This window comes from Klebsiella sp. KE9456 (assembly GCF_043832615.1).
Taxonomy (GTDB): Bacteria; Pseudomonadota; Gammaproteobacteria; order Enterobacterales; family Enterobacteriaceae; genus Klebsiella; species Klebsiella indica.
Genome location: NZ_JBDYQK010000018.1, coordinates 37,131 through 58,390, shown reverse-complemented (window position 1 = coordinate 58,390; position 21,260 = coordinate 37,131). Strand labels below are relative to the sequence as shown.

General features: G+C 56.4%; 21 protein-coding genes. 7 read left to right on the top strand and 14 right to left on the bottom strand.

The features are described 5' to 3' along the window. Positions 1 to 38: 38 nt before the first annotated feature. The 6 genes from mhpE to ABK821_RS18030 are packed head-to-tail and all read right to left on the bottom strand — an operon-like array spanning position 39 to position 6,305. The gene (gene mhpE / locus ABK821_RS18055; RefSeq protein ID WP_395034007.1) at positions 39 to 1,055 is read right to left on the bottom strand and encodes a 4-hydroxy-2-oxovalerate aldolase; all 1,017 of its coding nucleotides are present in this window, start codon (positions 1,053 to 1,055) and stop codon (positions 39 to 41) included. Beyond that, the gene (mhpF, locus tag ABK821_RS18050; RefSeq protein ID WP_343178291.1) at positions 1,052 to 2,002 is read right to left on the bottom strand and encodes an acetaldehyde dehydrogenase; all 951 of its coding nucleotides are present in this window, start codon (positions 2,000 to 2,002) and stop codon (positions 1,052 to 1,054) included. Before mhpF ends, mhpE begins: the two co-directional genes overlap by 4 nt. Beyond that, on the bottom strand, positions 1,995 to 2,801 hold the full coding sequence (mhpD, locus tag ABK821_RS18045) for a 2-keto-4-pentenoate hydratase (RefSeq protein WP_138358757.1): 807 nt from the start codon (positions 2,799 to 2,801) through the stop codon (positions 1,995 to 1,997). Before mhpD ends, mhpF begins: the two co-directional genes overlap by 8 nt. Positions 2,802 to 2,810: 9 nt before the next feature. Continuing rightward, a complete protein-coding gene (gene mhpC, locus ABK821_RS18040) occupies positions 2,811 to 3,677 on the bottom strand; it encodes a 2-hydroxy-6-oxonona-2,4-dienedioate hydrolase (RefSeq protein WP_308561554.1) in 867 nt (288 codons plus the stop codon). Positions 3,678 to 3,694: 17 nt separating this feature from the next. Then, positions 3,695 to 4,639, bottom strand: coding sequence for a 2,3-dihydroxyphenylpropionate/2,3-dihydroxicinnamic acid 1,2-dioxygenase (gene mhpB / locus ABK821_RS18035; RefSeq protein ID WP_395034006.1), 945 nt, complete (start codon positions 4,637 to 4,639; stop codon positions 3,695 to 3,697). 1 nt (position 4,640) lies between these two features. Continuing rightward, positions 4,641 to 6,305 carry a bifunctional 3-(3-hydroxy-phenyl)propionate/3-hydroxycinnamic acid hydroxylase gene (locus tag ABK821_RS18030; RefSeq protein ID WP_138358753.1) on the bottom strand — a complete coding sequence of 555 codons (1,665 nt, stop codon included), beginning with the start codon at positions 6,303 to 6,305 and terminating at the stop codon, positions 4,641 to 4,643. Positions 6,306 to 6,495: 190 nt separating this feature from the next. Here ABK821_RS18030 and ABK821_RS18025 point away from each other — a divergent pair, with 190 nt between their 5' ends. The 4 genes from ABK821_RS18025 (at position 6,496) to ABK821_RS18010 (ending at position 10,205) form a co-directional block, all read left to right on the top strand. Next, positions 6,496 to 7,302, top strand: a complete 807-nt coding sequence (locus ABK821_RS18025) for a DNA-binding transcriptional regulator (protein WP_395034005.1) — start codon at positions 6,496 to 6,498, stop codon at positions 7,300 to 7,302. Positions 7,303 to 7,400: 98 nt separating this feature from the next. Next, positions 7,401 to 8,462, top strand: coding sequence for an ABC transporter substrate-binding protein (locus ABK821_RS18020; RefSeq protein ID WP_138358749.1), 1,062 nt, complete (start codon positions 7,401 to 7,403; stop codon positions 8,460 to 8,462). Then, entirely contained in the window at positions 8,452 to 9,459 is a 1,008-nt protein-coding gene (locus ABK821_RS18015; RefSeq protein WP_395034004.1) for a FecCD family ABC transporter permease, read from the top strand. Before ABK821_RS18020 ends, ABK821_RS18015 begins: the two co-directional genes overlap by 11 nt. Beyond that, positions 9,456 to 10,205, top strand: coding sequence for an ABC transporter ATP-binding protein (locus ABK821_RS18010; protein ID WP_138358745.1), 750 nt, complete (start codon positions 9,456 to 9,458; stop codon positions 10,203 to 10,205). Before ABK821_RS18015 ends, ABK821_RS18010 begins: the two co-directional genes overlap by 4 nt. Here ABK821_RS18010 and ABK821_RS18005 read toward each other — a convergent pair. Beyond that, a complete protein-coding gene (locus ABK821_RS18005) occupies positions 10,189 to 10,929 on the bottom strand; it encodes a substrate-binding domain-containing protein (RefSeq protein ID WP_138358743.1) in 741 nt (246 codons plus the stop codon). The two genes, ABK821_RS18010 and ABK821_RS18005, sit on opposite strands and share 17 nt — an antisense overlap. Positions 10,930 to 11,021: 92 nt before the next feature. Next, entirely contained in the window at positions 11,022 to 12,884 is a 1,863-nt protein-coding gene (locus ABK821_RS18000) for a TIM barrel protein (RefSeq protein ID WP_343178286.1), read from the bottom strand. Positions 12,885 to 13,027: 143 nt separating this feature from the next. Here ABK821_RS18000 and ABK821_RS17995 point away from each other — a divergent pair, with 143 nt between their 5' ends. Next, positions 13,028 to 13,666, top strand: a complete 639-nt coding sequence (locus ABK821_RS17995) for a TetR/AcrR family transcriptional regulator (RefSeq protein ID WP_138358739.1) — start codon at positions 13,028 to 13,030, stop codon at positions 13,664 to 13,666. 23 nt (positions 13,667 to 13,689) lie between these two features. Here the strand turns inward: ABK821_RS17995 and fumD are convergent, their stop codons facing one another. Beyond that, entirely contained in the window at positions 13,690 to 13,902 is a 213-nt protein-coding gene (fumD, locus tag ABK821_RS17990) for a fumarate hydratase FumD (RefSeq protein WP_138358737.1), read from the bottom strand. A gap of 508 nt (positions 13,903 to 14,410) precedes the next feature. Here fumD and pykF point away from each other — a divergent pair. Both pykF and lpp read left to right on the top strand, forming a co-directional pair. Continuing rightward, entirely contained in the window at positions 14,411 to 15,823 is a 1,413-nt protein-coding gene (gene pykF / locus ABK821_RS17985; protein ID WP_138358735.1) for a pyruvate kinase PykF, read from the top strand. Positions 15,824 to 16,134: 311 nt separating this feature from the next. After that, entirely contained in the window at positions 16,135 to 16,371 is a 237-nt protein-coding gene (gene lpp / locus ABK821_RS17980; protein WP_001082307.1) for a murein lipoprotein Lpp, read from the top strand. 62 nt (positions 16,372 to 16,433) lie between these two features. On the opposite strand, the gene ABK821_RS17975 is transcribed toward lpp, so the two are convergent. The 5 genes from ABK821_RS17975 to sufC form a co-directional block, all read right to left on the bottom strand. Further along, complete coding sequence (locus tag ABK821_RS17975) at positions 16,434 to 17,417, bottom strand: L,D-transpeptidase family protein (protein ID WP_138358733.1); 984 nt, start codon at positions 17,415 to 17,417, stop codon at positions 16,434 to 16,436. Positions 17,418 to 17,515: 98 nt separating this feature from the next. After that, positions 17,516 to 17,932, bottom strand: coding sequence for a cysteine desulfuration protein SufE (gene sufE / locus ABK821_RS17970; protein WP_343178285.1), 417 nt, complete (start codon positions 17,930 to 17,932; stop codon positions 17,516 to 17,518). 11 nt (positions 17,933 to 17,943) lie between these two features. Next, on the bottom strand, positions 17,944 to 19,164 hold the full coding sequence (sufS, locus tag ABK821_RS17965; protein WP_138358729.1) for a cysteine desulfurase SufS: 1,221 nt from the start codon (positions 19,162 to 19,164) through the stop codon (positions 17,944 to 17,946). Then, on the bottom strand, positions 19,161 to 20,435 hold the full coding sequence (sufD, locus tag ABK821_RS17960) for a Fe-S cluster assembly protein SufD (protein ID WP_343178284.1): 1,275 nt from the start codon (positions 20,433 to 20,435) through the stop codon (positions 19,161 to 19,163). Before sufD ends, sufS begins: the two co-directional genes overlap by 4 nt. Beyond that, positions 20,410 to 21,156: a Fe-S cluster assembly ATPase SufC gene (gene sufC / locus ABK821_RS17955; RefSeq protein ID WP_138358725.1), complete on the bottom strand. Its 747-nt coding sequence runs from the start codon at positions 21,154 to 21,156 to the stop codon at positions 20,410 to 20,412. Before sufC ends, sufD begins: the two co-directional genes overlap by 26 nt. Positions 21,157 to 21,260: the final 104 nt, after the last annotated feature.

The window sequence follows — 21,260 nt, the reverse complement described above, 5'->3', positions numbered from 1 at the left end:
TGAATGGCGGCTGATACCTTGCCAGCCGCGCGTTTCTTTTATTTATGCTGGTTAAGCAGATCCAGCGCGACATCGACGATCATATCTTCCTGTCCCCCCACCATCCGCCGCTTGCCCAGCTCGACAAGAATATCGACCGCGCTCAACCCGTAACGGGCCGCCGCCACTTCGCTATGGCGCAGGAAACTGGAGTACACTCCGGCGTAGCCCAGCGCCAACGTTTCCCGGTCAACGCGCACCGGGCGGTCCTGTAGCGGGCGCACCTGTTCGTCGGCAGCGTCCATTAACGCGTAGAGATCGGTACCGTGGTTCCAGCCAAGCTTATCGGCCGCGGCGATAAATACCTCCAGCGGCGCGTTACCCGCGCCAGCGCCCATTCCTGCCAGGCTGGCGTCGATCCGGTCGCAGCCCTCTTCCACCGCGACTATTGAGTTGGCGACCCCAAGACTCAGGTTATGGTGCGCGTGCATCCCGGTAGCGGTTTCCGGCTTCAGTACCGTCTTCAGGGCGCGGAAACGATCGCGAACATCGTTCATATTCATCGCGCCGCCGGAATCGACCACATAGATACAGGTCGCGCCGTACGATTCCATCTTCAGCGCCTGCTGCGCCAGCTGTTCCGCCGGGATCATATGGCTCATCATCAAAAAACCAACGGTGTCCATTCCCAGTTCCCGGGCAAAGGCAATATGCTGCGCGGAAACATCCGCTTCAGTACAGTGAGTCGCGACCCGCACCACCCGCGCCCCGGCCTGATATGCATTTTTAAGATCGTGCAACGTTCCGATGCCCGGCAGCAATAACGTGGCGATTTTCGCCTGACTGACCGACTCCGCCGCCGCTTCAATCCACTCAATATCGCTGTGTGCGCCAAAGCCGTAATTGAAGCTCGATCCCTGCAAACCGTCACCGTGGGCGACTTCTATTGAATCCACGCCTGCGCTGTCCAGCGCCCGGGCAATCTGGCGGATATGATCGAGAGAGTATTGGTGGCGTATGGCGTGCATGCCATCGCGTAGGGTCACGTCTGAGATATAGAGTTTTTTACCGTTCATGCCGCGTCTCCCGCCGTGTCGTTCATCGCCTGGGCCATTTTTTCCGCCGTTGCCAGCGCCGCCGAGGTCATAATATCGAGGTTACCGGCGTAGGCTGGCAGGTAGTGCGCCGCCCCTTCAACTTCCAGGTAAACCGCGGTTTTCAGGCCGGAGAAGCGGCCAACGCCCGGCAGATTCACCGGCTTATCTTCGGGGATCACCTCAAACTGTACCTGCTGCTTCAGGCGGTATCCCGGCACATAAGCCTGCACTGCCGCCGCCATCTCCGCGATCGAAGCGGCAATTTCCTGCTGCGACGCCGCTTCGCTGAGTACATAAACGGTATCGCGCATCATTAGCGGCGGCTCCGCCGGGTTCAGCACGATAATCGCTTTGCCTTTCGCCGCCCCGCCGACTTTCTCAATAGCCTGTGAGGTGGTTTCAGTAAATTCATCAATATTGGCCCGCGTTCCCGGCCCTGCGGATTTACTGGCAATCGAAGCGATAATTTCCGCGTAGTGCACTTTCGCCACCCTGGATACCGCCGCCACCATCGGGATAGTCGCCTGACCGCCGCAGGTCACCATATTAACGTTGCCCTCGGCAAGATTGGCCGCAAGGTTGACCACCGGTACACAGTACGGGCCAATAGCCGCCGGCGTCAGGTCGATAACGCGGATCCCCGGTTTGGCTTCCCGCAGCGCGGCGTCGTTTTTCACATGCGCCCCGGCGCTGGTGGCGTCAAAAACAAAATCGATATCGGCGAATTCCGCCATCTGCAGCAGGCCGCTAACCCCCTGGTAGGTAGTGGCAATCCCCATGCGCCGGGCGCGGGCCAGGCCGTCGGATTCAGGATCGATGCCGACCATCACCGCCATCTCCAGATGTCGCCCGTGACGCAGAATTTTGATCATTAAATCGGTGCCGATATTGCCGGAACCAATAATCGCGACTTTACGTTTACTCATCACTGCCTTCCTCTTCGGCGACAAAAGTGGCCGCGACTGAACCTAAACCGTCGATATCAGCCGCGAAACGATCGCCGGCGTTAATCGCCACCATTGGGCCTAACGCCCCGGTCAGCACAATATCCCCGGCCCGTAGCGGCTCGCCGAGGCTGGCCATTTTGCGCGCCAGCCACACCGCCGCATTTAGCGGATGACCGAGACATTCGCTGCCGCACCCGCTGGAAACCTCCTCCTGATTACGGGTCATACGCATGACGCAGTTTTTTAAATCCAACCCGTCCGGGCGTCGCGCCGGGCTACCAAGCACGTAGACGCCGCAGGAGGCGTTATCGGACACGGTATCGACAAAACCAATCGACCAGTCACGAATGCGGCTGCCAACCACCTCCAGCGCAGGTAGCACCCAGTCAATAGCGGCATAGAGTTCATCAAAGGTGGTATCGGTGTGTGGCAGGTCGTGCCTGAGCACGAGGGCAATTTCTGCCTCAATTTTCGGCTGCAGCACCCGGGAAAACGGGATGTCGGCGTTATCGCCGTAGCACATATCGGCATACAGGGTGCCAAAGTCCGGCTGGTCAACGCCCAGCTGTCGCTGCACTTTAGGATGGGTCAACCCCACCTTACGCCCCACCACCCGGCGACCATTCGCGACGTGATGCCGCACGTTAATTTTCTGGATGGCGTAAGCCGCCTCGGCATTATCGACGCCAGGAATATCGCGCAGCGGTTCCATCGCCTGGCCCGTGGTTTCCGCCTCACGCAACCGTTGCGCCAGTTGTTCAAGAGATAACGAAGTCATGATGGTTCCTCAGGTTCGCGCCAGAAAATCGAGCACCAGTTGATTGAAACTGTCCGCATGCTCCCACTGTGCCCAGTGGCCGCAGTCGCGGTAGATATGCAGTTCTGAGCCATTGATCCCGGCCAGCAGACGTAGCCCGGCGTCCATCGGCACAAAGCGGTCATTACGCCCCCAGACAATTAAGGTTTGTGCGCTAATTTCGCCGAGCCGCGGACTAAAATCCGGGAACTGTTTAGGATTGGCTTCCAGGCTCTTGACGAAATTATCCAGATGTTCCCGGCGGGACAGCATATTGTTGAGTCGGGCTTCGAACAGCGCGTCGGTCAGATCGCGGGGATCGAAGACAAAGATATTCATCATCTTTTTCAGGTTTTCGATAGTCGGCTCACGGTACAGGCCATTCAGCAGCTTGATGCCTTCCGTTGGCATCGGGGTAAACAGACTCATCCCGCCGGTTCCGCCGCCCATCAGCACCAGCTTGCCGACGCGTTCCGGCCAGCTCAGGGTAAAGGCCACCGCGCTGTGGCCGCCCATGGAGTTGCCCAGCAGATGCACTTTGCTGATATCCAGTTGGTCAATAACGCTTTTCAACACCCGGGCGTTCAGGTCAGAACGGGAGCCGCTGTTGACGATGGAATCGCTTTTCCCCCAGCCAGGGCAATCCAGCAAAATCACCCGGTAGCCCGCCTCGACCAGCGGATCGATATTGCGGCTGAAGTTGGCCCAGCCGGTGGCGCCGGGGCCGGAACCGTGCAGCAGGACCACGGTTTCATCCCCCTGGCCGCAGTCGTTAAAATGGATACATAATGTTTCTCCGCCCTCTTCGACGTTGAGGAAACGGCTGGTGGCGGCTTCAGTTTGTGGTTGGTAGCTCATCATCTTCTCCCTTTAATTCAGTTCAGCGTGGTGGCGCTCAGCGAGCCAAATCCGGCGATCCACTCGGGGACAGGTCGGTAATAACGGCTCTCGCAGCGCCAGTTGCCAAAAGCGGATAGCGCGGCAAAGGCGGCCACCCAGGTTTTAATTTCGTGCGTCGATTTCCCTGCCATTGCCGACAGTTCTTCATTACTGATGGCGTCCAGCTCCGCCAGCCGCCCCTGCGCCAGCAGGCTCATAAAGCGGTTGTCCCAGATGGGGTTGAGCGGATAGAGCGAGTTCTGGTCCTTAGTAAACTGTTTCGCTGCGCTAATGACCCGCTGCTGGCGACGTTCCCGTTCATCCGGCGGCAACTGCTTGCCGCTGCCCAACAACCGGTCGCGCATATGGGCGTCGGCCTTCGCCAGCTCCGGCACCGGCGGCTGATGCGACAATCCGCCGGAGCCAAGGATTAATACCCGTTTATTCAGGGTGGTAAGGAAGCGGCCAATGGCTTCGCCCAGCATGCGGGTACGCTGAAATCCCGGCAACGGCGTGGCGACGCCGTTGATAAACACCGGCAGAACCGGCCGCTTATCCAGCCCGCCAAGCAGGAACTCCAGCGGTTGCGCAAAGCCGTGATCCACCTGCATGCAGTAAGAAACCGCCAGATCGATCCCGTCTTTCATCACCGCATGGGCGCAGGCCTCTGCCAGCGCCGTCGGCACCGGCAGAACGCCACTGGCGCTGCTGAAATCGCCGATGGAGGTTGCGCCGATCCCCAGGCAGAACGGCGGCATCACATCGTAGAAAAAGCCGTTGTAGTGATCGGGGGCAAACAGCACCACCAGTTCCGGGTCAAAGGCGGCAATTTGCGCCCGCGCTTCGGCAATGACACCGTTGACCTCGTCCAGCACCGCCTGTTCCGGGTCTACGTAGCCCACCAGCGGGGTATGAGAAAGACAATGAAGCCAGACATTCATATCAAGCCACCTGTTCAATGGTTGTTGCGGGTTGTGCGGGCGCCAGCTGCATTTTGTTCGCCAGCGCGTCGAGGTTGTTGCCCAGGGTTTGCGGTATCGCCACCGTCGCGACAAAGCGATCCGGTCGCACAACGGCGATGGCGGTACCATGCTGTGCAAACCAGCTTTTCAGACGGTTTTGTGCGTCGCCGAGGCGGATGACGCCGGGAACGTTGTCCTGCTGGCGGTGAATTTGTATGTCTGGCACCACCTGGATAAAACAGGTCCCAGCGGCGCGCCAACGGGAAATCTGCTCATCGTTTAACCCCCACAGCGGGTTGCAGCCCCAGGCGATAATGGCGAACCTGGCGCCAATCACTTCATCCAGCAGCGTCACCTGGCCGCCCTCAAGCGTCACTTTCGGCTGGATAAACATTTTGCCGACCGGTGAAGTCTTACTTTCGCCTTCGGCCAGCAGCGCGCCGTCGCGATACTGCGGCATCGGCTTGAATCGCATTTCGAGGAAGTAGCGTTTAACCGGCGGCAGGTAGTTGAGCAGCCACGAGATACCGTCGCGCACTGCGCCATGCCAGCGTTTCGTCGGCGCCAGGACATTACCGGCGGTAACCGACAGGTCAATCATTGCTTTGGCGTGATCCCGTCGCTCCTGCTGGTAGCTGTCCAGCAGCGAGTCCCCGGCTTTCCCGTTCACCACCAGCGCCAGTTTCCACGCCAGGTTGAACGCATCGCGCATGCCGCTGTTATAACCTTGCCCCTGCCAGACCGGCATGATGTGCGCGGCATCGCCCGCCAGCAGTACGCGGTCTACGCGAAAGCGTTCGGCGATGCGCGCGTTATGGGTATAAACACGCTGACGAATCAGCTCGACGCGATCCGGGTCCGGCAGCACCTTACTCAACAGCTGGCGCATATTGTCCGGTTCGCTAAGCTGGGCTTCGGTTTCGCCGGGCATCACCATAAATTCAAACCGCCTCACCCCGTGCGGCAGCGCGGCGGACACATACGGACGCACCGGATCGCAGCACAGATAAACATGCGGCGTCGCGAGCGGGTCGTTGGCGATATCGATCACGATCCACTGATTGGGCGCGGTTTTACCTTCAAAGGGAATATTCAGTGTGCGACGAATAAAACTTGCCCCGCCATCGCAGGCTACCAGCCAGTCGGCACGTACTGTTTCTCGCTCGCCATTGAGACCTTTTATATTCAGGGTGACGTTGTCACCATTCTGGGTAAAGGCTTCGACTTCACGGGAGAACAGGCAGCGTACATGCGGAAAACGCTTCAGGCCGTCGTACATCACCGCATCAACCTGCGGCTGAATAAAGGCATTCCGGCGCGACCAGCCAAACTCATCGGTCATCGGCTGAATATCGGCAAAGCAGCGCCCTTTCGGGGTAAGAAAGCGCATCGCGTGCCACGGTGTGGTGTGCGGCAGCACATTGTCCACCAGCCCCACCGCCTGCATCGCGCGCAGCGCCTCATCGTCAATACCGATGGCGCGGGGATAATCGATCAGCGATGCCAGCTTCTCAATCAACAGTACGCTGACCCCCATCTGCCCCAGGTAGTTGGCAATCATCAGGCCAACCGGACCCGCGCCGGCAATGGCAACCTGAGCAATATGCTGTACGGCAGGCTGGATATCAGGATTCGATGTTGTCATGTTCAGAACCTCACGCTTCGGACAAATTGCCGTCATTCGGACAATATCCGCCCGGCATTTTGTTAATTAAATGTGAATATATTTTTATTGTGAGGTCAGTATAGGTTCGATGATTTGCGCTACAATCAAAACATCATCAGATGTGCACCAGGTGCACAGAGTTGTTTAAATTGATTTTTGTTGAGGTAGCATGATCGAAAACTCATCGACGGATTACAAAACAGTGCGCGGATTAAGCCGCGGATTATTGTTATTAAATTTGTTAAATAAATTCGATGGAGGCGCGACGGTGAGCACGCTGGCCGAGTTTAGCGGTCTGCATCGCACCACCGTCAGACGACTACTGGAAACGCTACAGGAGGAGGGATATGTTCGCCGCAGCCGTTCCGATGACAGCTTTCGGTTAACGATCAAAGTTCGCCAGTTAAGCGAAGGATTTCGTGACGAACATTGGATTTCTGCCCTCGCCACCCCACTGCTTGGCGAGCTGTTGCGGGAAGTTTTGTGGCCCACCGACATCACCACCCTTGATGTCGATGCGATGGTGGTGCGCGAAACAACGCACCGGTTTAGTCGGCTCTCCTTTCACCGGGCGATGGTTGGCCGCCGTTTGCCTTTGCTGCTGACCGCGTCCGGATTAACCTGGCTGGCCTTCGCCCCACAGCATGAGCGAAACCCACTCATCGACATGCTGGCCGCACGCCCGGAAGCGGAGTATCAATTGGCCCGCGAACCGGAAAAGCTGGCGGAGATTCTTGAACGCACCCGGCAAAATGGTTATGGCGAAAACTTCCGCGGCTGGCAACAGGAAGAAAAAATCGCTGCCATTGCCGTGCCAATCCGCAGCCAGCAGCGGGTTATCGGCTGCCTGAATCTGGTGTATATGGCTAAAGCAATGACCATTGAGCAGGCTGCGCAAAAATACCTTGTCGCGTTGCAAAAAGTAGCCAGCCAGCTCGAAGAACGGATGGCTGACGAAGAAGTGTTTTACGAATAACCCGCATTTTGAAAGGGAAAAGCGCCGATAACCATTGCGCCTGACTTCGCTATATATTCTAATGCATAACGTTAATTCATTCGCTATCGAGTCACGCCATGTTCAAACACCCGCGCTTTTTGCTCACGCTGACGCTATTAAGCGCCAGTCTGTTCGTCAATTCGGCCTTTGCCGACCGAACCATTACCGACCAGATAGGCCGTCAGGTCACCCTTCCCGACCATGTCACCCGCGTCGTGGTACTCCAGCATCAGACCTTAAACCTGCTGGTACAGCTTAACGCCGCAGAGGATATCGTCGGCGTCCTGAGCAGCTGGAAAAAACAGCTCGGCCCGCAGTTTGCCCGCTTTATGCCGAACATTGAGAAACTGCCGACGCCGGGCGATCTGACCCAGGTCAACATCGAAAGCCTGCTGGCGCTGCGCCCGCAGGTGGTGTTCGTCGCTAACTATGCCCCGCAGGCGATGATCCAGCAGATTCAGAATGCCGGGATCCCGGTGGTGGCGATTTCGCTGCGCCAGGATGCCGCAGGCGAAAAAAACAAAATGAACCCGACGATGGTCAACGAAGAGCAGGCATACAATGAAGGCCTGAAAGAAGGTATCCGCCTGATCGGTACCGTCGTCGATCGTCAAAAACAGGCTGAAGATCTGATCAATTACACCTTCAGCGCGCGCGCAAAAGCCAACGCGCCGGTGGCCGATATCCCGGAAAACCAGCGGGTGCGCGTGTATATGGCTAACCCGGATCTCAACACCTATGGTTCCGGCAAATATACCGGGCTGATGATGAAGCACGCCGGAGCGTTAAATGTCGCCGCCGCCAGCGTAAAAGGCGCGCGTCAGGTCTCGCTGGAGCAAGTGCTGCAATGGAATCCGCAGGTCATTTTCGTCCAGGACCGTTACCCGAACGTAGTGAAACAGATCCAAAACGATCCCCAGTGGCAGCGCATTGACGCGGTGAAAAATCACCGCGTGTGGCTGATGCCGGAATATGCCAAAGCCTGGGGCTACCCAATGCCGGAAGCGCTGGCGATCGGCGAACTGTGGATGGCGAAAAAACTCTACCCCTCACGCTATAACAACGTTGATGTCAATGCACAAGCGCAGGATTACTATCAGCGTTTCTATCGCGTGAAGTGGACACCGGATGCTCAGTAAGCGTCATCCAGCCCTGCTGCAATATACCCTCGCGCTGGCGACGCTGTTGATTGCCGTCGCCTCGATCAGTTTTGGCCAGTATCCCCTGAGCCTGACGGAAGTTCTGCGTCAGTTAGGGCATGCTTCCGCCACTGGCGATGTGACCGGGCAGATTGTCTGGTCGATCCGGTTGCCGAGAATCGTAATGGCGCTGCTGGCCGGCGGCGCGCTGGGGCTGTGCGGGGCCACGTTGCAGGGTGTATTCCAGAACCCGCTGGTGGACCCGCATATTATCGGCGTGACCTCCGGCTCCGCGTTTGGCGGCACGCTGGCGATTCTGCTGGGGCTCAATATCCCGCTGATGATGACGTCGACCTTTTTCTTCGGTCTTGCCGCGCTAATCCTGGTTTACCTGATTGCCGCACTGCAGGGACGGGAAAACACGCTGGCGCTGATTCTCTCGGGCATTATTCTCAGCGGTTTTTTTGCCGCGCTGGTAAGCCTGATGCAGTACCTCGCCGATACAGAAGAAACGCTGCCGAATATTGTCTTCTGGCTGCTCGGCAGTTTCGCCACGGCAAACTGGCACAAAGTGTTTATCATGGCGATTCCGCTAACCTGCGCAGCAGCGGTGCTCATTAAACTACGCTGGCGGATTAACCTGCTGGCGCTGGAAGACAAGGACGCACGCGGACTGGGGGTTTCCGCCACCGCCCTGCGTCGCGGCGTACTGGTGTGCTGCGCGGTTCTGGTCGCCGCTCAGGTCGCGGTGAGCGGCAGTATTGCGTGGGTCGGGCTGGTGATCCCACACCTGGCCCGGCTTCTGGCAGGCGCCGATCATCGGCGTCTTCTGCCAACCGCTTTCTGGCTCGGCGGCAGTTTTATGATTATTGTCGATGACCTTGCTCGTACGCTGACGCAGGCGGAAATTCCCATTGGTATTATTACCGCTCTGCTTGGCGCGCCGCTGTTTACCTGGTTGCTGGTACACTCCCGGCGCAGAGGCGCGCACGGATGACCACTTCTCTGCGTTTAACCGAATTACGCTACGGCCATCGTCAGCCATTATTTGCGCCGCTGAGCCTGCAATGCCGCGCCGGCGAGACCTGGGCGGTACTCGGCGCTAACGGGCGCGGTAAAAGCACCCTGCTTGATACCCTGACCGGGGTGCTGACGCCGCTCGGCGGTCAGTTTGCCAGCCAGGGCGGTATCGCAATGGTGCCGCAGTCATTTCGTCCGGCTTTCAGCTGGCAGGTACGCGATGTGGTGCTGATGGGACGGGCACGCCACGTTAATCTGTTTGCGCAGCCTTCAGCGCAAGATGAGCGCCGGGTACAGGAGGCGCTGGCGCAACTGGGGATCGCGCCGCTGGCCAGCAAAGTATTTCGCTCCCTTTCCGGTGGACAGCAGCAGCTGGTGATGATCGCCCGGGCGCTGGTGGGCGCCAGCCAGAATGTGTTACTGGATGAACCTTGCTCAGCGCTGGATCTCGCCAACCAGCAGGTGGTATTGCAGTTGATTAGCGACCTTGCCCATCGCCACAAACGCACCGTGCTCTTTACCACTCACGATCCGACCCATGCTCTGCAGGTGGCAAGCCACACTCTGCTCCTGCTGCCGAACCTTCAGTGGCTGGCGGGAAAATCAACAGACGTGCTGACGGAAGAGAATCTTCAGCATGCCTATGGTTTGCCGGTACATAAAATCAATCATCCCGGCTCGGCGGTACCGCTGCTGGCTCCTCAGTTTACGATTCGTCGTTGATGCCCAAAAACCCCGCGTTTTTCAGATAGCGCTGGCCCTCGGTACTGAGGATAAAACGGCACAGCTGCCGGGCACCGGCGCAGGGGTCAATTTGCGTCAGGTGATAGTCGCAGCAAATATTCCACGGCGCAGGGATGACCAGCATGCGCAGGTCGTCATACGCCGTCATCTGCATGGCATAATGCGCATAGCCGATAAACAGATCGGTTACGTTTTCATGAAGCAGCCATGCCCCGGCGATTTCTCCCGCAGGCACCCGCAAAGAGTCTCGTCCGCCAACCAGCTGCTGCGCGCGGGCCATCATGGCGGCGCCAGTGCCGGGACAACGCGCATCAATACGAGAAAAAAGCTGCCAGGTGTAATCGCCGGATGGATCGCAGCCGGGCGTGGAGGTGGCAAGACGCAATCCGGGATCGCTGAGCAGCGCCAGCCAGTCCCGCGCTTCAGTGTCCGCGCCACGGCGGGCGGTCAGCATCAGTTGGTTACGGGCGAACAACTGGCACTCTCCGGCCAGCCCGGCCTGGCGCAGCGCCTGCGGATGCTGGCGATTAGCCGAAGCAAATACAGAGCATGGCTCCCCGGCCTCGATACGCTCACGCAGCAGGCCTGCCGGGCCAAATTGCGCTTCGACCGTTATCCCACACTGTTGTTGAAAACGCGCCAGCAGCGGAAGGAACGCGCTTTTCAGGCTCCCCGCCGCTAACAGCCTTAAAGAGGTTGTCATAAGCACCCATCGCTATATTCCAGAAAATATAGCGATATATTAACCGGGTTCAGGTTGTTTCAGCAGCCAATTTCCACAAACGGAGGAAATCATCACGGCTTCTCCGACAAACGCATCGCCGACAGGCGCACCGCCGCGTTTACCGCGCCATATGCCGCATAACCTTTGCGTCGCTCGATTAACTCGAAGAAAAAACGACCGGATGAGAATGGACGGGTGTAGAGGTGCAGGAACTCACCGCCGCTATCGTCGCGATCGTAGAGAATGTGCAGACGTTTTAGCTGGTTAATGCAGTCTTTGTCGCCAAAACGAGCCAGCAGATCCTCGTAATAGTTCGCCGGGATCGGTAGCGCGTTCACGGAGACCTGCGGCACGTGTTCAAGCGTGTCGGGTAAATCGTGGCAGGCAAAAGCCGCATGCTGTAAACCGGCTCCCTGATAGCAGGCCACCGAGCGGGCGATCTGAGTCGCGCGGCTTTGTGAAATATTTAACGCCAGGCGAATATCCCCCTGCGGGCTGCGCACTGCCAGGCTGCGCACCAGCCCGTAGGGATCTGGCAGCGTCTGTTCATGCTCAAGGGTGAAACCGAATACGGTACGGAAAAAGATAATCCAGTTATCGCGGCTGTCTGCTTCCATGCCGAGCGCCAGGTGGTCAATGCCACAATAATCCTCACGCAGGGTGAGATCCGTTCGCAGATGAAAATCGCGAGCGTAAATATCCTCGCCCGTTTCAATCAGGTAAATCAGACTGCCGTCCGGGGCGCAAATCGCCGGGATTGAGCTTTCATTTGGCCCGGCATCCCCCTGCCAGGTGGCGTAACCGTAGGCGCGGGCGCGCGCCACGATCGCGCTGCTGTGGCTGACACGCAGCGCCATGGCGCAGAGTGAGACCCCGTGCCGCTGGTAGAAATGGTCGGCCCAACTGTGAGGCTGGGCGTTGACCACCACCCGAGCCCCGCCATTGCGCCAGAGGGAGACGCATTTAGAACGATGCGTCCCCTCCTCGGCAAATCCCAGTTGCGCCAGCCTTTGTCCCAGTTCGTTAGCTTCCGCGGGACCAGCGGTAAATTCAATAAACGCCAGCCCGGCATAAACGGGGAGTTCAGCCAGGCTAAACAGCGGCGCGTCGCTCTGCGGTAACCGCTGGCGGGTCTGCTCTTCCAGCCACAACAGCGAGCGATAGCCGTCTTTCGCCGTCGCGCCGTTGGGCGATCCGCGAAAGCTGTCGTTGAAAATCTCCAGCGACCACGGGCCGCGATAGCCGCAGCGGGTCAGCTCGCAGGCAAAATCCACCAGCGGCAGTTGTCCCTGCCCTGGAAAACAGCGGAAATGCCGACTCCATTCCAGGATATCCATTTTCATCCGCGGCGCATCGGCCATCTGCACAAAAGTGATTTTCTCCACCGGGACTTCCGTCAGCCGCTGAAGCGTGTCGCCCCGCGCCAGAACATGGAAACTGTCGAGGACAATTCCCAGCGCCGGACTGTTGACGCTTTTAACCCGCTCCCAGGCCTGATGCCAGCGGTTGACGTGCGTGCCCCAGGCCAGCGCCTCGTAGCCGATGGCGATGCCCTCGCGCTCTGCCAGTTCAGCCAGAGCGCGTAAATCCGCCACCTGCAGTTCAACATCCGCAGAACAATCCGGCTGGACATTACTGCACAGCAACATCGTGTCACAGCCCAGCTCATGCATCAGCGCGAATTTGTGCCTGGCCCGTTCCATATTCGCCGCAAACTGGTCGCGGCTGGCGCCTTCAAAATCACGAAAGGGTTGAAAAAGCGTGATTTTTAGCCCTAAATCAGCCACCTGATGACGGATATCTGCCGGCGTGCCGGTATAATAGAGCAGATCGTTTTCAAAGATTTCAACGCCCTGATAGCCTGCCGCAGCAATCGCGTGCAGCTTTTCAGGTAACGTACCGGAGATCGAGACGGTCGCGATGGAGCGCAGCATACGTATCCTCGTGTCATTATCAGCGCTAAGATCTGAATAAGATCTGAATATGTATCATTTGGTTCAATTGCGCCATGATGGGTTGCGACATTGCGACCACTATGCCTATTTTTTCAGCTTAAGAACTCAGAAAAGGAGCCGTTATGCCCCCCGTTGCTCATGATGATGCACTCTCCCTGAAAGAGAAGATCTTCGCGGCCGCCATTACCGTATTCGCCGGGCATGGCGTGTCGGGCGCGAGACTGGAACAGATCGCCACCGAGGCGCAAACCACCAAGCGTATGGTGGTCTATTACTTCAAAACTAAAGAACAGCTTTATCTGGCGGTATTACAACATGTCTACGCGCGGATCCGCGAAACGGAGCAGCAGCTTGGTCTGGAAAATGTGCCGCCGGTCGAAGCGCTGGTACAACTGGTGAAGTGGAGCGTGCGCTTTCACGCCACGCACGCCGATTTTATTCGCGTGATTTGTATGGAAAACATGCAGCGCGGCAAGTGGCTGAAAAAATCCGGTCAACTGAAACCATTAAACCGCACCGCCCTGTCGATTCTCGAAGATATTCTGCAGCGCGGCCAGCAGCAGGGAATATTTCAGGCGGGGCTGGAAGCGCGCGATGTTCACCGGTTGATCAGCAGCGTGAGTTTTTACCAGGTATCAAATTTTTATACCTTCAGCAGCCTGTTTATGGACGATCCGTTACCAGAAATTGACGACGAAGCGATGATTGAACACCACAGCGATATTGCGGTAAAAGCGGTGATTCGTTTCGTCATTTCCTGATCTGCGGCACAACGCAGGCGCGGTCAGTTCCCCGAAAGGGCGTCGACCACTTTTTCCATCGCTTCCCGGGTCAGCGCGGAGCGCTGGACTTTCAGGTTTGCGAGGGCCGTTCGCACCACGCCCGCAATGACAATATGTTTCGGTTCCTGACCCAGATCGCGCATTTCCAGCACCACTTTGCCGACTACGCGACACATTTCCTGGTACAGTTCATCGTCTTTGGCTTTATTTCCCATGCAAGTTAACCCACAAATTTTCATTACCAATCAATTCATTATTGATATATTTCCCGACAAAATCAAACCAGCGTGGTATTTGTGGGTCAGAGAGCGATTTTTTCAGTGAAACTTGTGAATAAACCTCGTTTTCCACACCATTTATGTTATCAGTCGCTGAAAAAATGTGTTGCGAATATTCATTAAATTAGTTTGCATATTGTTAAGTATATGACTATAGAAATGAAACATGGTTTTCATTTTCTTTTTGCTTTGGGCAACGTATAATGCCGACAAATACTTATTGAATGGTTTCAGCGCATTGGATTGCATAACTCAACGCATAACAAATCGCCTCTTTTCATGGGCTGAACCGCCAGCACACATTCTTCTGCACGCTCTTATGTTGTCGCCTATCCTTAGAGCGTGGCATCGCAACTTTCGTAAACCCGGTTTAACTCTGTGGCAGTTCGCCCGCGGAGTGAGATTCCTCCATCCTTATCCTTCACAACTTAAAGATTGAACTGTCATGAAAAAGACCAAAATTGTTTGTACCATCGGTCCGAAAACTGAATCTGAAGAGATGCTGACCAAAATGCTGGACGCAGGCATGAACGTTATGCGTCTCAACTTCTCCCACGGTGACTACGCTGAACACGGGCAACGCATCCAGAATCTGCGCAATGTGATGAGCAACACCGGCAAAAAAGCCGCTATCCTGTTGGATACCAAAGGGCCAGAGATTCGTACGATTAAGCTGGAAGGCGGCAACGACGTCTCCCTGAAAGCCGGCCAGACATTCACCTTCACCACCGATAAATCCGTTGTGGGTAATAACGAAATCGTTGCGGTGACCTATGAAGGCTTCACCAGCGACCTGAGCGTCGGCAACACCGTACTGGTGGACGATGGTCTGATCGGGATGGAAGTCACCGCGATCGAAGGTAACAAAGTGGTTTGTAAGGTGCTGAATAACGGCGATCTTGGCGAAAACAAAGGGGTCAACCTGCCGGGCGTGTCTATCGCGCTGCCAGCGCTGGCGGAAAAAGACAAACAGGACCTGATCTTCGGTTGTGAACAAGGCGTTGACTTCGTCGCGGCCTCCTTTATCCGCAAACGTTCTGACGTGGTTGAAATCCGTGAGCACCTGAAAGCCCATGGCGGTGAAAGGATTCAGATCATCTCTAAGATTGAAAACCAGGAAGGCCTGAATAACTTCGACGAAATCCTTGAGGCTTCTGACGGCATTATGGTCGCGCGTGGTGACCTGGGCGTTGAAATCCCGGTTGAAGAAGTTATTTTTGCCCAGAAGATGATGATCGAAAAATGTATTCGCGCGCGTAAAGTGGTTATCACCGCGACGCAGATGCTGGATTCCATGATCAAAAACCCGCGTCCGACCCGCGCGGAAGCAGGCGACGTTGCGAACGCTATCCTCGACGGCACCGATGCTGTAATGCTGTCCGGTGAATCCGCAAAAGGTAAATATCCGCTGGAAGCCGTCACCATCATGGCGACCATCTGTGAACGTACCGACCGCGTCATGACCAGCCGTCTGGAGTACAACAACGACAACCGCAAGCTGCGTATCACCGAAGCGGTTTGCCGGGGCGCCGTCGAAACGGCGGAAAAACTGGAAGCGCCGCTGATTGTCGTGGCAACCCAGGGGGGCAAATCCGCCCGCGCCGTACGTAAATACTTCCCGGATGCCACCATCCTGGCCCTGACCACCAACGAAACCACCGCCCGTCAACTGGTACTGAGTAAAGGCGTTGTCGCTCAGTTGGTTAAAGAGATCTCTTCCACTGACGCGTTCTATATTCAGGGCAAAGAACTGGCGCTGCAAAGTGGCCTGGCGCGTAAAGGCGATGTGGTGGTTATGGTCTCCGGCGCATTAGTTCCGAGTGGCACCACCAATACCGCATCCGTGCACGTGCTGTAATAATTTACAGGTTAATTAACCTTACCTTTAAAAGCGCCTCTTAGGGGCGCTTTTTTTATTCCAGTACTAGACACTGCTAATAAAAATGCAAATCGAATTTTACTATTTAATGCGAGATTATCTAAGATGAATCCGATGGAAGCATGCTGTTTTCACTCGCCTTTTTCACCTCTCGCGAAAATTTCGATGCTTCTTTGAGCGAACGATCAAAAATAAGTGTGTTCCAGTAAAAAAATATTCTCATCACAAAAAAGTTTGTGTAATACTTGTAACGCTACATGGAGATTAACTCAATCTAGAGGGTATTAATAATGAATCGTACTAAACTGGTACTGGGCGCAGTAATCCTGGGTTCTACTCTGCTGGCTGGTTGCTCCAGCAACGCTAAAATCGATCAGCTGTCTTCTGACGTTCAGACTCTGAACGCTAAAGTTGACCAGCTGAGCAACGACGTGAACGCAATGCGTTCCGACGTTCAGGCTGCTAAAGACGACGCAGCTCGCGCTAACCAGCGTCTGGACAACCAGGCTACTAAATACCGTAAGTAATAGTACCTGTGTAACAGAAATGGCGCACAATGTGCGCCATTTTTTATTTCTGTATCACCCGCTTACTGGGTTCTTTTCGCCCCATCATCCGGCCTGTTTTGCACAGACAGCATCGATGTCGCGTTGCCCTCGCTCGATACCACCACCGGATAACCTGCCCGTCTGTTCAGCGCGCGTTTCAGCCGCGCCTCATCGACAGATTTATCGTCAGCAAACTGATGAAACGACGCAGAGAGCGTATAGGCCATCGTCTGGGTGTTCTTTCCCTCATCCGGCGTCAGCGGCCTGTGAACTTCAACATAGCGCTTACCATCCGGCTCTACGGCGAATTTCACCGGCTGGTTAATCACCCGCACCGGCGTCCCGCTCCTCACCTGACTGAACAGAGACTGAATATCCGCCGCATTCATACGCATGCAGCCGGAACTGACGCGCAAGCCGACGCTGTCCGGCGCATTAGTGCCATGAATGAGATATTCGCCGTTGCCGTACGCCAGACGCAATGCAAAACGCCCTAACGGGTTATTTGGCCCGGCAGGGACTACCGGCGGCAAGGTAATGCCCTTCTCAAGAGAGCGCGCGCGAATACCCGCCGTCGGCGTCCAGGTCGGGTTAGGGATTTTCTGCCCGATGCGGGTCGTCATCTCCGGTGTTTCCAGCCCCTGCTGACCAATGCCCAGCGGATACACCTGCACCTGATTCATGCCCGGTGGAAAGTAGTAAAGACGCAGTTCAGCGAGGTTGACGACGATCCCCTCACGCGGCACGTCGGGCAGCAGCATTTGCGAGGGAATCAGTACCCTGGTGCCGGGCTCAGGATACACCGGCGCAATGGTATTATTCGCTTCGAGGATCAGCATCGCCGCCGTATCAAAACGACGGGCGATCGCCTGCAAATTACGGTCTCCCTCCTGTACCGTCCAGGTCTGGTTCTCTCCGATTAGACGGCTGTTCGCGGGAGGAAGCGGATAATCAACGGCCCAGGCCGCGTGTGACGCACTGAAGGCGCTCAGAAGAGCCGTAGTGATGAGAAACGCGCGTTTCATACTCAGATTCCTTCTTTGCTGATAAAACGCAAACCTGTTATACACGCCGACAGCCCCTCTCCCGACGCGCATAACAGAATGATATCTACTGTTTTATTCTAGCTAAGATTTTCCGCTTTCGCGCGAATTGCGCGGATCATGGCTTCCAGCCCTTGCGATCGCGAGGGGGTAAGATGCTGTGTCAGGGCCATTTTTTCAAACCACGGGCGCACATCAAACGCGGTGATATCTTTAGCCGTCATCCGGTCATAAAGGATAAACACCACCGCAATAAGCCCCTTGACGATCGCCGCGTCGCTGTCGCCGCGAAGCACAATGGCGCCGCTCTCCTCCTGCGTCATCACGATCCACACCTGACTCTGGCAGCCCTGGATGATGTTCTGTGCGATATGTTCCTCCGGGCCAAGCGGCGCCAGACGCTGGCCCAGTTCAATAATATAGAGATACTTCTCTTCCCAGTTCGCGCAACGGCTAAAGTTGCGCAGCAGTTTATCTCTGTCCGGTAACGCCGCCATGGTTGCTTCCTTTAGCTTAATAATTTGTGGATCCGCTGTAGCCCCGTCACCAGCCGATCCACCTCTTCCATTGTATTGTACATCGCCAGCGATGCCCGACACATAGCCGGTACCCCGTAGAATGCCATCAACGGCATGGCGCAATGGTGGCCGGTGCGGACGGCAATACCATAATTATCCAGGAAGCTGCCGACATCGTAGGCATGATGCTTGCCAAGATTAAAGGCTATCACGCCCAGGCGCTGTTGCGGACCGTAGAGGATCAGGTCCGGCACGTTCGCCAGCGCCTGCAGGGCATAGCGCATCAGCGTTTGTTCATATTCCGCAATATGGGTAAGCCCCAGCGCGCTGACGTAATCCAGCGCCGCCCCAAAAGCGATAATACCGCCGGTATTGGGCGTCCCCGCCTCAAAACGCCACGGCGCTTTAGCCCATGTGGTGCCCTCCGTCAGACTGACGGTCGCGATCATCGAACCGCCTCCCTCCCACGGCGGCATATCCTGTAATATCGCCTGTTTAACGTAGAGCACGCCAATCCCGGTCGGGCCATACAGTTTGTGTGCGGAAAACGCGTAGAAATCACACGCCAGAGCCTGGACATCCACCGGGTGATGCATCACCGCCTGCGCACCATCCACCAGCACTTTAGCCCCATGCTGATGGGCTAACGTAATCAGGGCGGCGATCGGGTTTTCAGTACCCAGCACGTTGGAAACCTGGGTGATGGCCAGCAGGCGGGTCCGCTCGTCAAACAGCCCGGGGATCGCATCCAGCTGCAAGGTGCCGTCCTGATTGAGCGGTATCACCCGCAGTTCAGCGCCGACTCTGGCGCACAGCATCTGCCACGGGACGATATTGGCGTGGTGCTCCATGGCGCTGACGATGATATTGTCGCCCGCGCCAACGTTGGCGTTACCCCAGCTGTTCGCCACCAGGTTAATCCCTTCTGTGGTGCCACGAACGAACACCAGTTCTTCCGCCGATCGCGCATTAAGGAAGGTCGCCGCCTGCTGGCGCACCTGTTCCATCCGCGCCGTGGCTTCCGCGCTAAGGGTATGAATACCGCGATGTACCGCCGCATAGCCGTGGCGATAAAATTCCGCCTCGGCGTTGATTACCGCTTCCGGTTTCTGCGCGCTGGCGGCGCTATCAAGGTAGGCCAGAGTCTGGCCGTTAACCTCGCGATTCAGTACCGGAAAATCCGCGCGCACCCGTTCCACAGAAAATGTCATGCTTTACCTCCTGGCAAACGCTGGCCGATACGCGCCAGTATCTGTTGCCTGAGCGCCTCATCGCCGATCGCTTCCGTTAGCTCGGCGGCAAAGGCGTAAAGAATCATCTGCTGCGCCGCCTGCTGCGTAATGCCGCGTGAACGCAGGTAAAACAGCTGTTCGTCATCTATGCGTCCAATGGTCGCGCCGTGGCTGCACTTAACATCATCGGCATAAATCTCCAGCTGCGGTTTCGTATCCACTTCCGACAAGCGTCCGAGCAGCAGATTGTTATTGGTCATCTGACCATCGGTTTTAATCGCATGCTGCGCGACATTAATCAGCCCATTGAACACCGCCCGTCCTTTGTCATTGACGATGGTTTTGTGCAACTGACGGCTGTTGCAGTACCCCACTTTGTGATCGAGCCAGGTACGGCTATCGCAGACTTCGTTATTCACCGGCATCGCCAGCGAGTTAATACGCAGGTTGCTGTTTTCACCATTCAGTTGCGCGCTGGTGTTGTGACGCAACACCGCGCCGCCAAGCAGGAAACTGCTGCTGAAAGCGGAGGCGTCGCGCCCCAGCGCCAGATCGTTATGGGCAAAGTGGTAGCTCTGCGCATTCTCAAATGCCAGCTTGATATGCTGGAGGTGGGCGTTATCCGCCACCGTCATGGTCAGCCGTGCGCCGGTAAAGTGCCGTTGCTCATTAAGGCTCAAATAGTGTTCGATAATGGTCGCTTCTGCGCCGCTCTCCAGTTCCAGATGGTGGCGGTAGTGAGCGGTATTCATCTCATCGCCCGCCAGACCGCGCGTGAGATGCATGATAAGCAGTGGTTTTTCCGGCCGCTGATTGCGTTTGACGCGGATGCGGGTAACCGTCTGCGCCAGGCTTTCGGTCAGATGGAGAAAGACCTCCGGCTGGAGGGCATCCGGCAGCGACTGACGCTGGTTGTCAATCTTAACTTCATAGCCGCTTGCCGCCAGATCGTCACTCAGACTTTCACTGAACTGACCGTCGACAAACACCAGACGCCAGGCATCAATAGCCAGCGCCAGCGCGTCGCGCTGGTTTATCGTCAGCGCCTGCGGCGAGGCGGTCACAAAGGTCTGGTTAAACAAGGCGTCCAGCGGCGTATATTTCCAGTTTTCCTGCTTACGCGTTGGCAGGCCCAGCCGTAACAATTGTTGCAGGTGCTGATGCGCTTGCGGACTGCGCCGTTCGCTCTGAGCTTCAAACAGATGATGCCACTGTTGCAGCGCGTTACTGCTGTTCGGTAAGCCAGCCATAACCCTGCTCCTCCAGTTGTTTGACCAGAGTAAAATCGCCGGATTTCACAATCCGCCCCTGGTACAGCACGTGGACATAATCCGGCTTGATATAGTCAAGAATGCGCTGATAGTGGGTGACGATAATAAACGCGCGTTTGCCATCGCGCAGGGAGTTAACGCCCTCAGAGACAATCTTCAGCGCGTCGATATCCAGCCCGGAGTCTGACTCATCCAGAATACACAATTCAGGCTCAAGCACCGCCATCTGCAGGATATCGTTACGTTTTTTCTCGCCGCCGGAGAAGCCAACGTTGACCGAGCGGGTCAGCAGATCCTCCGGCATTTTCAACAGTTTAATTTTCTCTTCCATCAGATCCTGGAAGTCAAAACGGTCAAGCTGCTCCTGCCCGCGGTAGCTGCGCACGGCGTTGAGCGCGGTTTGCAGGAAAAACTGATTGCTGACGCCGGGAATTTCCACCGGATACTGGAAAGCCATAAAGATACCTTCGCCCGCACGATCTTCAGGGGCCAGTTCCAGCAGATCCTTACCATTAAACGCAATGCTACCGCCGGTGACTTCATAGTCTTCACGTCCGGCGAGCGTCGCGGACAGCGTACTTTTCCCGGAACCGTTCGGCCCCATAATGGCATGCACTTCGCCGGGGCGAACCTCCAGGTTGAGTCCACGCAGGATCGCTTTCTCTTCGACGGCAACCTGCAGGTTTTTAATACTTAACATGTCTATTCCTTAATTCGAATGTCTGATTCATCTGGCGTAATCGTTGCAGCCAGTTTGGGTGCGGACAGCGCGGAGAAACCGGAACGTACACAAAGTACTTGAGG

Bases quoted from the DNA above. Each gene is read 5' to 3' on its own strand.
- ABK821_RS17975 (WP_138358733.1), bottom strand. From the start codon at position 17,417: ATGAAACGCGCGTTTCTCATCACTACGGCTCTTCTGAGCGCCTTCAGT.
- sufD (WP_343178284.1), bottom strand. From the start codon at position 20,435: ATGGCTGGCTTACCGAACAGCAGTAACGCGCTGCAACAGTGGCATCAT.
- ABK821_RS18015 (WP_395034004.1), top strand. From the start codon at position 8,452: ATGCTCAGTAAGCGTCATCCAGCCCTGCTGCAATATACCCTCGCGCTG.
- sufE (WP_343178285.1), bottom strand. From the start codon at position 17,932: ATGGCGGCGTTACCGGACAGAGATAAACTGCTGCGCAACTTTAGCCGT.
- mhpF (WP_343178291.1), bottom strand. From the start codon at position 2,002: ATGAGTAAACGTAAAGTCGCGATTATTGGTTCCGGCAATATCGGCACC.
- ABK821_RS18000 (WP_343178286.1), bottom strand. From the start codon at position 12,884: ATGCTGCGCTCCATCGCGACCGTCTCGATCTCCGGTACGTTACCTGAA.
- pykF (WP_138358735.1), top strand. From the start codon at position 14,411: ATGAAAAAGACCAAAATTGTTTGTACCATCGGTCCGAAAACTGAATCT.
- ABK821_RS18025 (WP_395034005.1), top strand. From the start codon at position 6,496: ATGATCGAAAACTCATCGACGGATTACAAAACAGTGCGCGGATTAAGC.
- lpp (WP_001082307.1), top strand. From the start codon at position 16,135: ATGAATCGTACTAAACTGGTACTGGGCGCAGTAATCCTGGGTTCTACT.
- ABK821_RS18010 (WP_138358745.1), top strand. From the start codon at position 9,456: ATGACCACTTCTCTGCGTTTAACCGAATTACGCTACGGCCATCGTCAG.
- mhpC (WP_308561554.1), bottom strand. From the start codon at position 3,677: ATGAGCTACCAACCACAAACTGAAGCCGCCACCAGCCGTTTCCTCAAC.
- sufC (WP_138358725.1), bottom strand. From the start codon at position 21,156: ATGTTAAGTATTAAAAACCTGCAGGTTGCCGTCGAAGAGAAAGCGATC.
- mhpD (WP_138358757.1), bottom strand. From the start codon at position 2,801: ATGACTTCGTTATCTCTTGAACAACTGGCGCAACGGTTGCGTGAGGCG.
- fumD (WP_138358737.1), bottom strand. From the start codon at position 13,902: ATGGGAAATAAAGCCAAAGACGATGAACTGTACCAGGAAATGTGTCGC.
- ABK821_RS18020 (WP_138358749.1), top strand. From the start codon at position 7,401: ATGTTCAAACACCCGCGCTTTTTGCTCACGCTGACGCTATTAAGCGCC.
- ABK821_RS18030 (WP_138358753.1), bottom strand. From the start codon at position 6,305: ATGACAACATCGAATCCTGATATCCAGCCTGCCGTACAGCATATTGCT.
- ABK821_RS18005 (WP_138358743.1), bottom strand. From the start codon at position 10,929: ATGACAACCTCTTTAAGGCTGTTAGCGGCGGGGAGCCTGAAAAGCGCG.
- ABK821_RS17995 (WP_138358739.1), top strand. From the start codon at position 13,028: ATGCCCCCCGTTGCTCATGATGATGCACTCTCCCTGAAAGAGAAGATC.
- mhpE (WP_395034007.1), bottom strand. From the start codon at position 1,055: ATGAACGGTAAAAAACTCTATATCTCAGACGTGACCCTACGCGATGGC.
- mhpB (WP_395034006.1), bottom strand. From the start codon at position 4,639: ATGAATGTCTGGCTTCATTGTCTTTCTCATACCCCGCTGGTGGGCTAC.
- sufS (WP_138358729.1), bottom strand. From the start codon at position 19,164: ATGACATTTTCTGTGGAACGGGTGCGCGCGGATTTTCCGGTACTGAAT.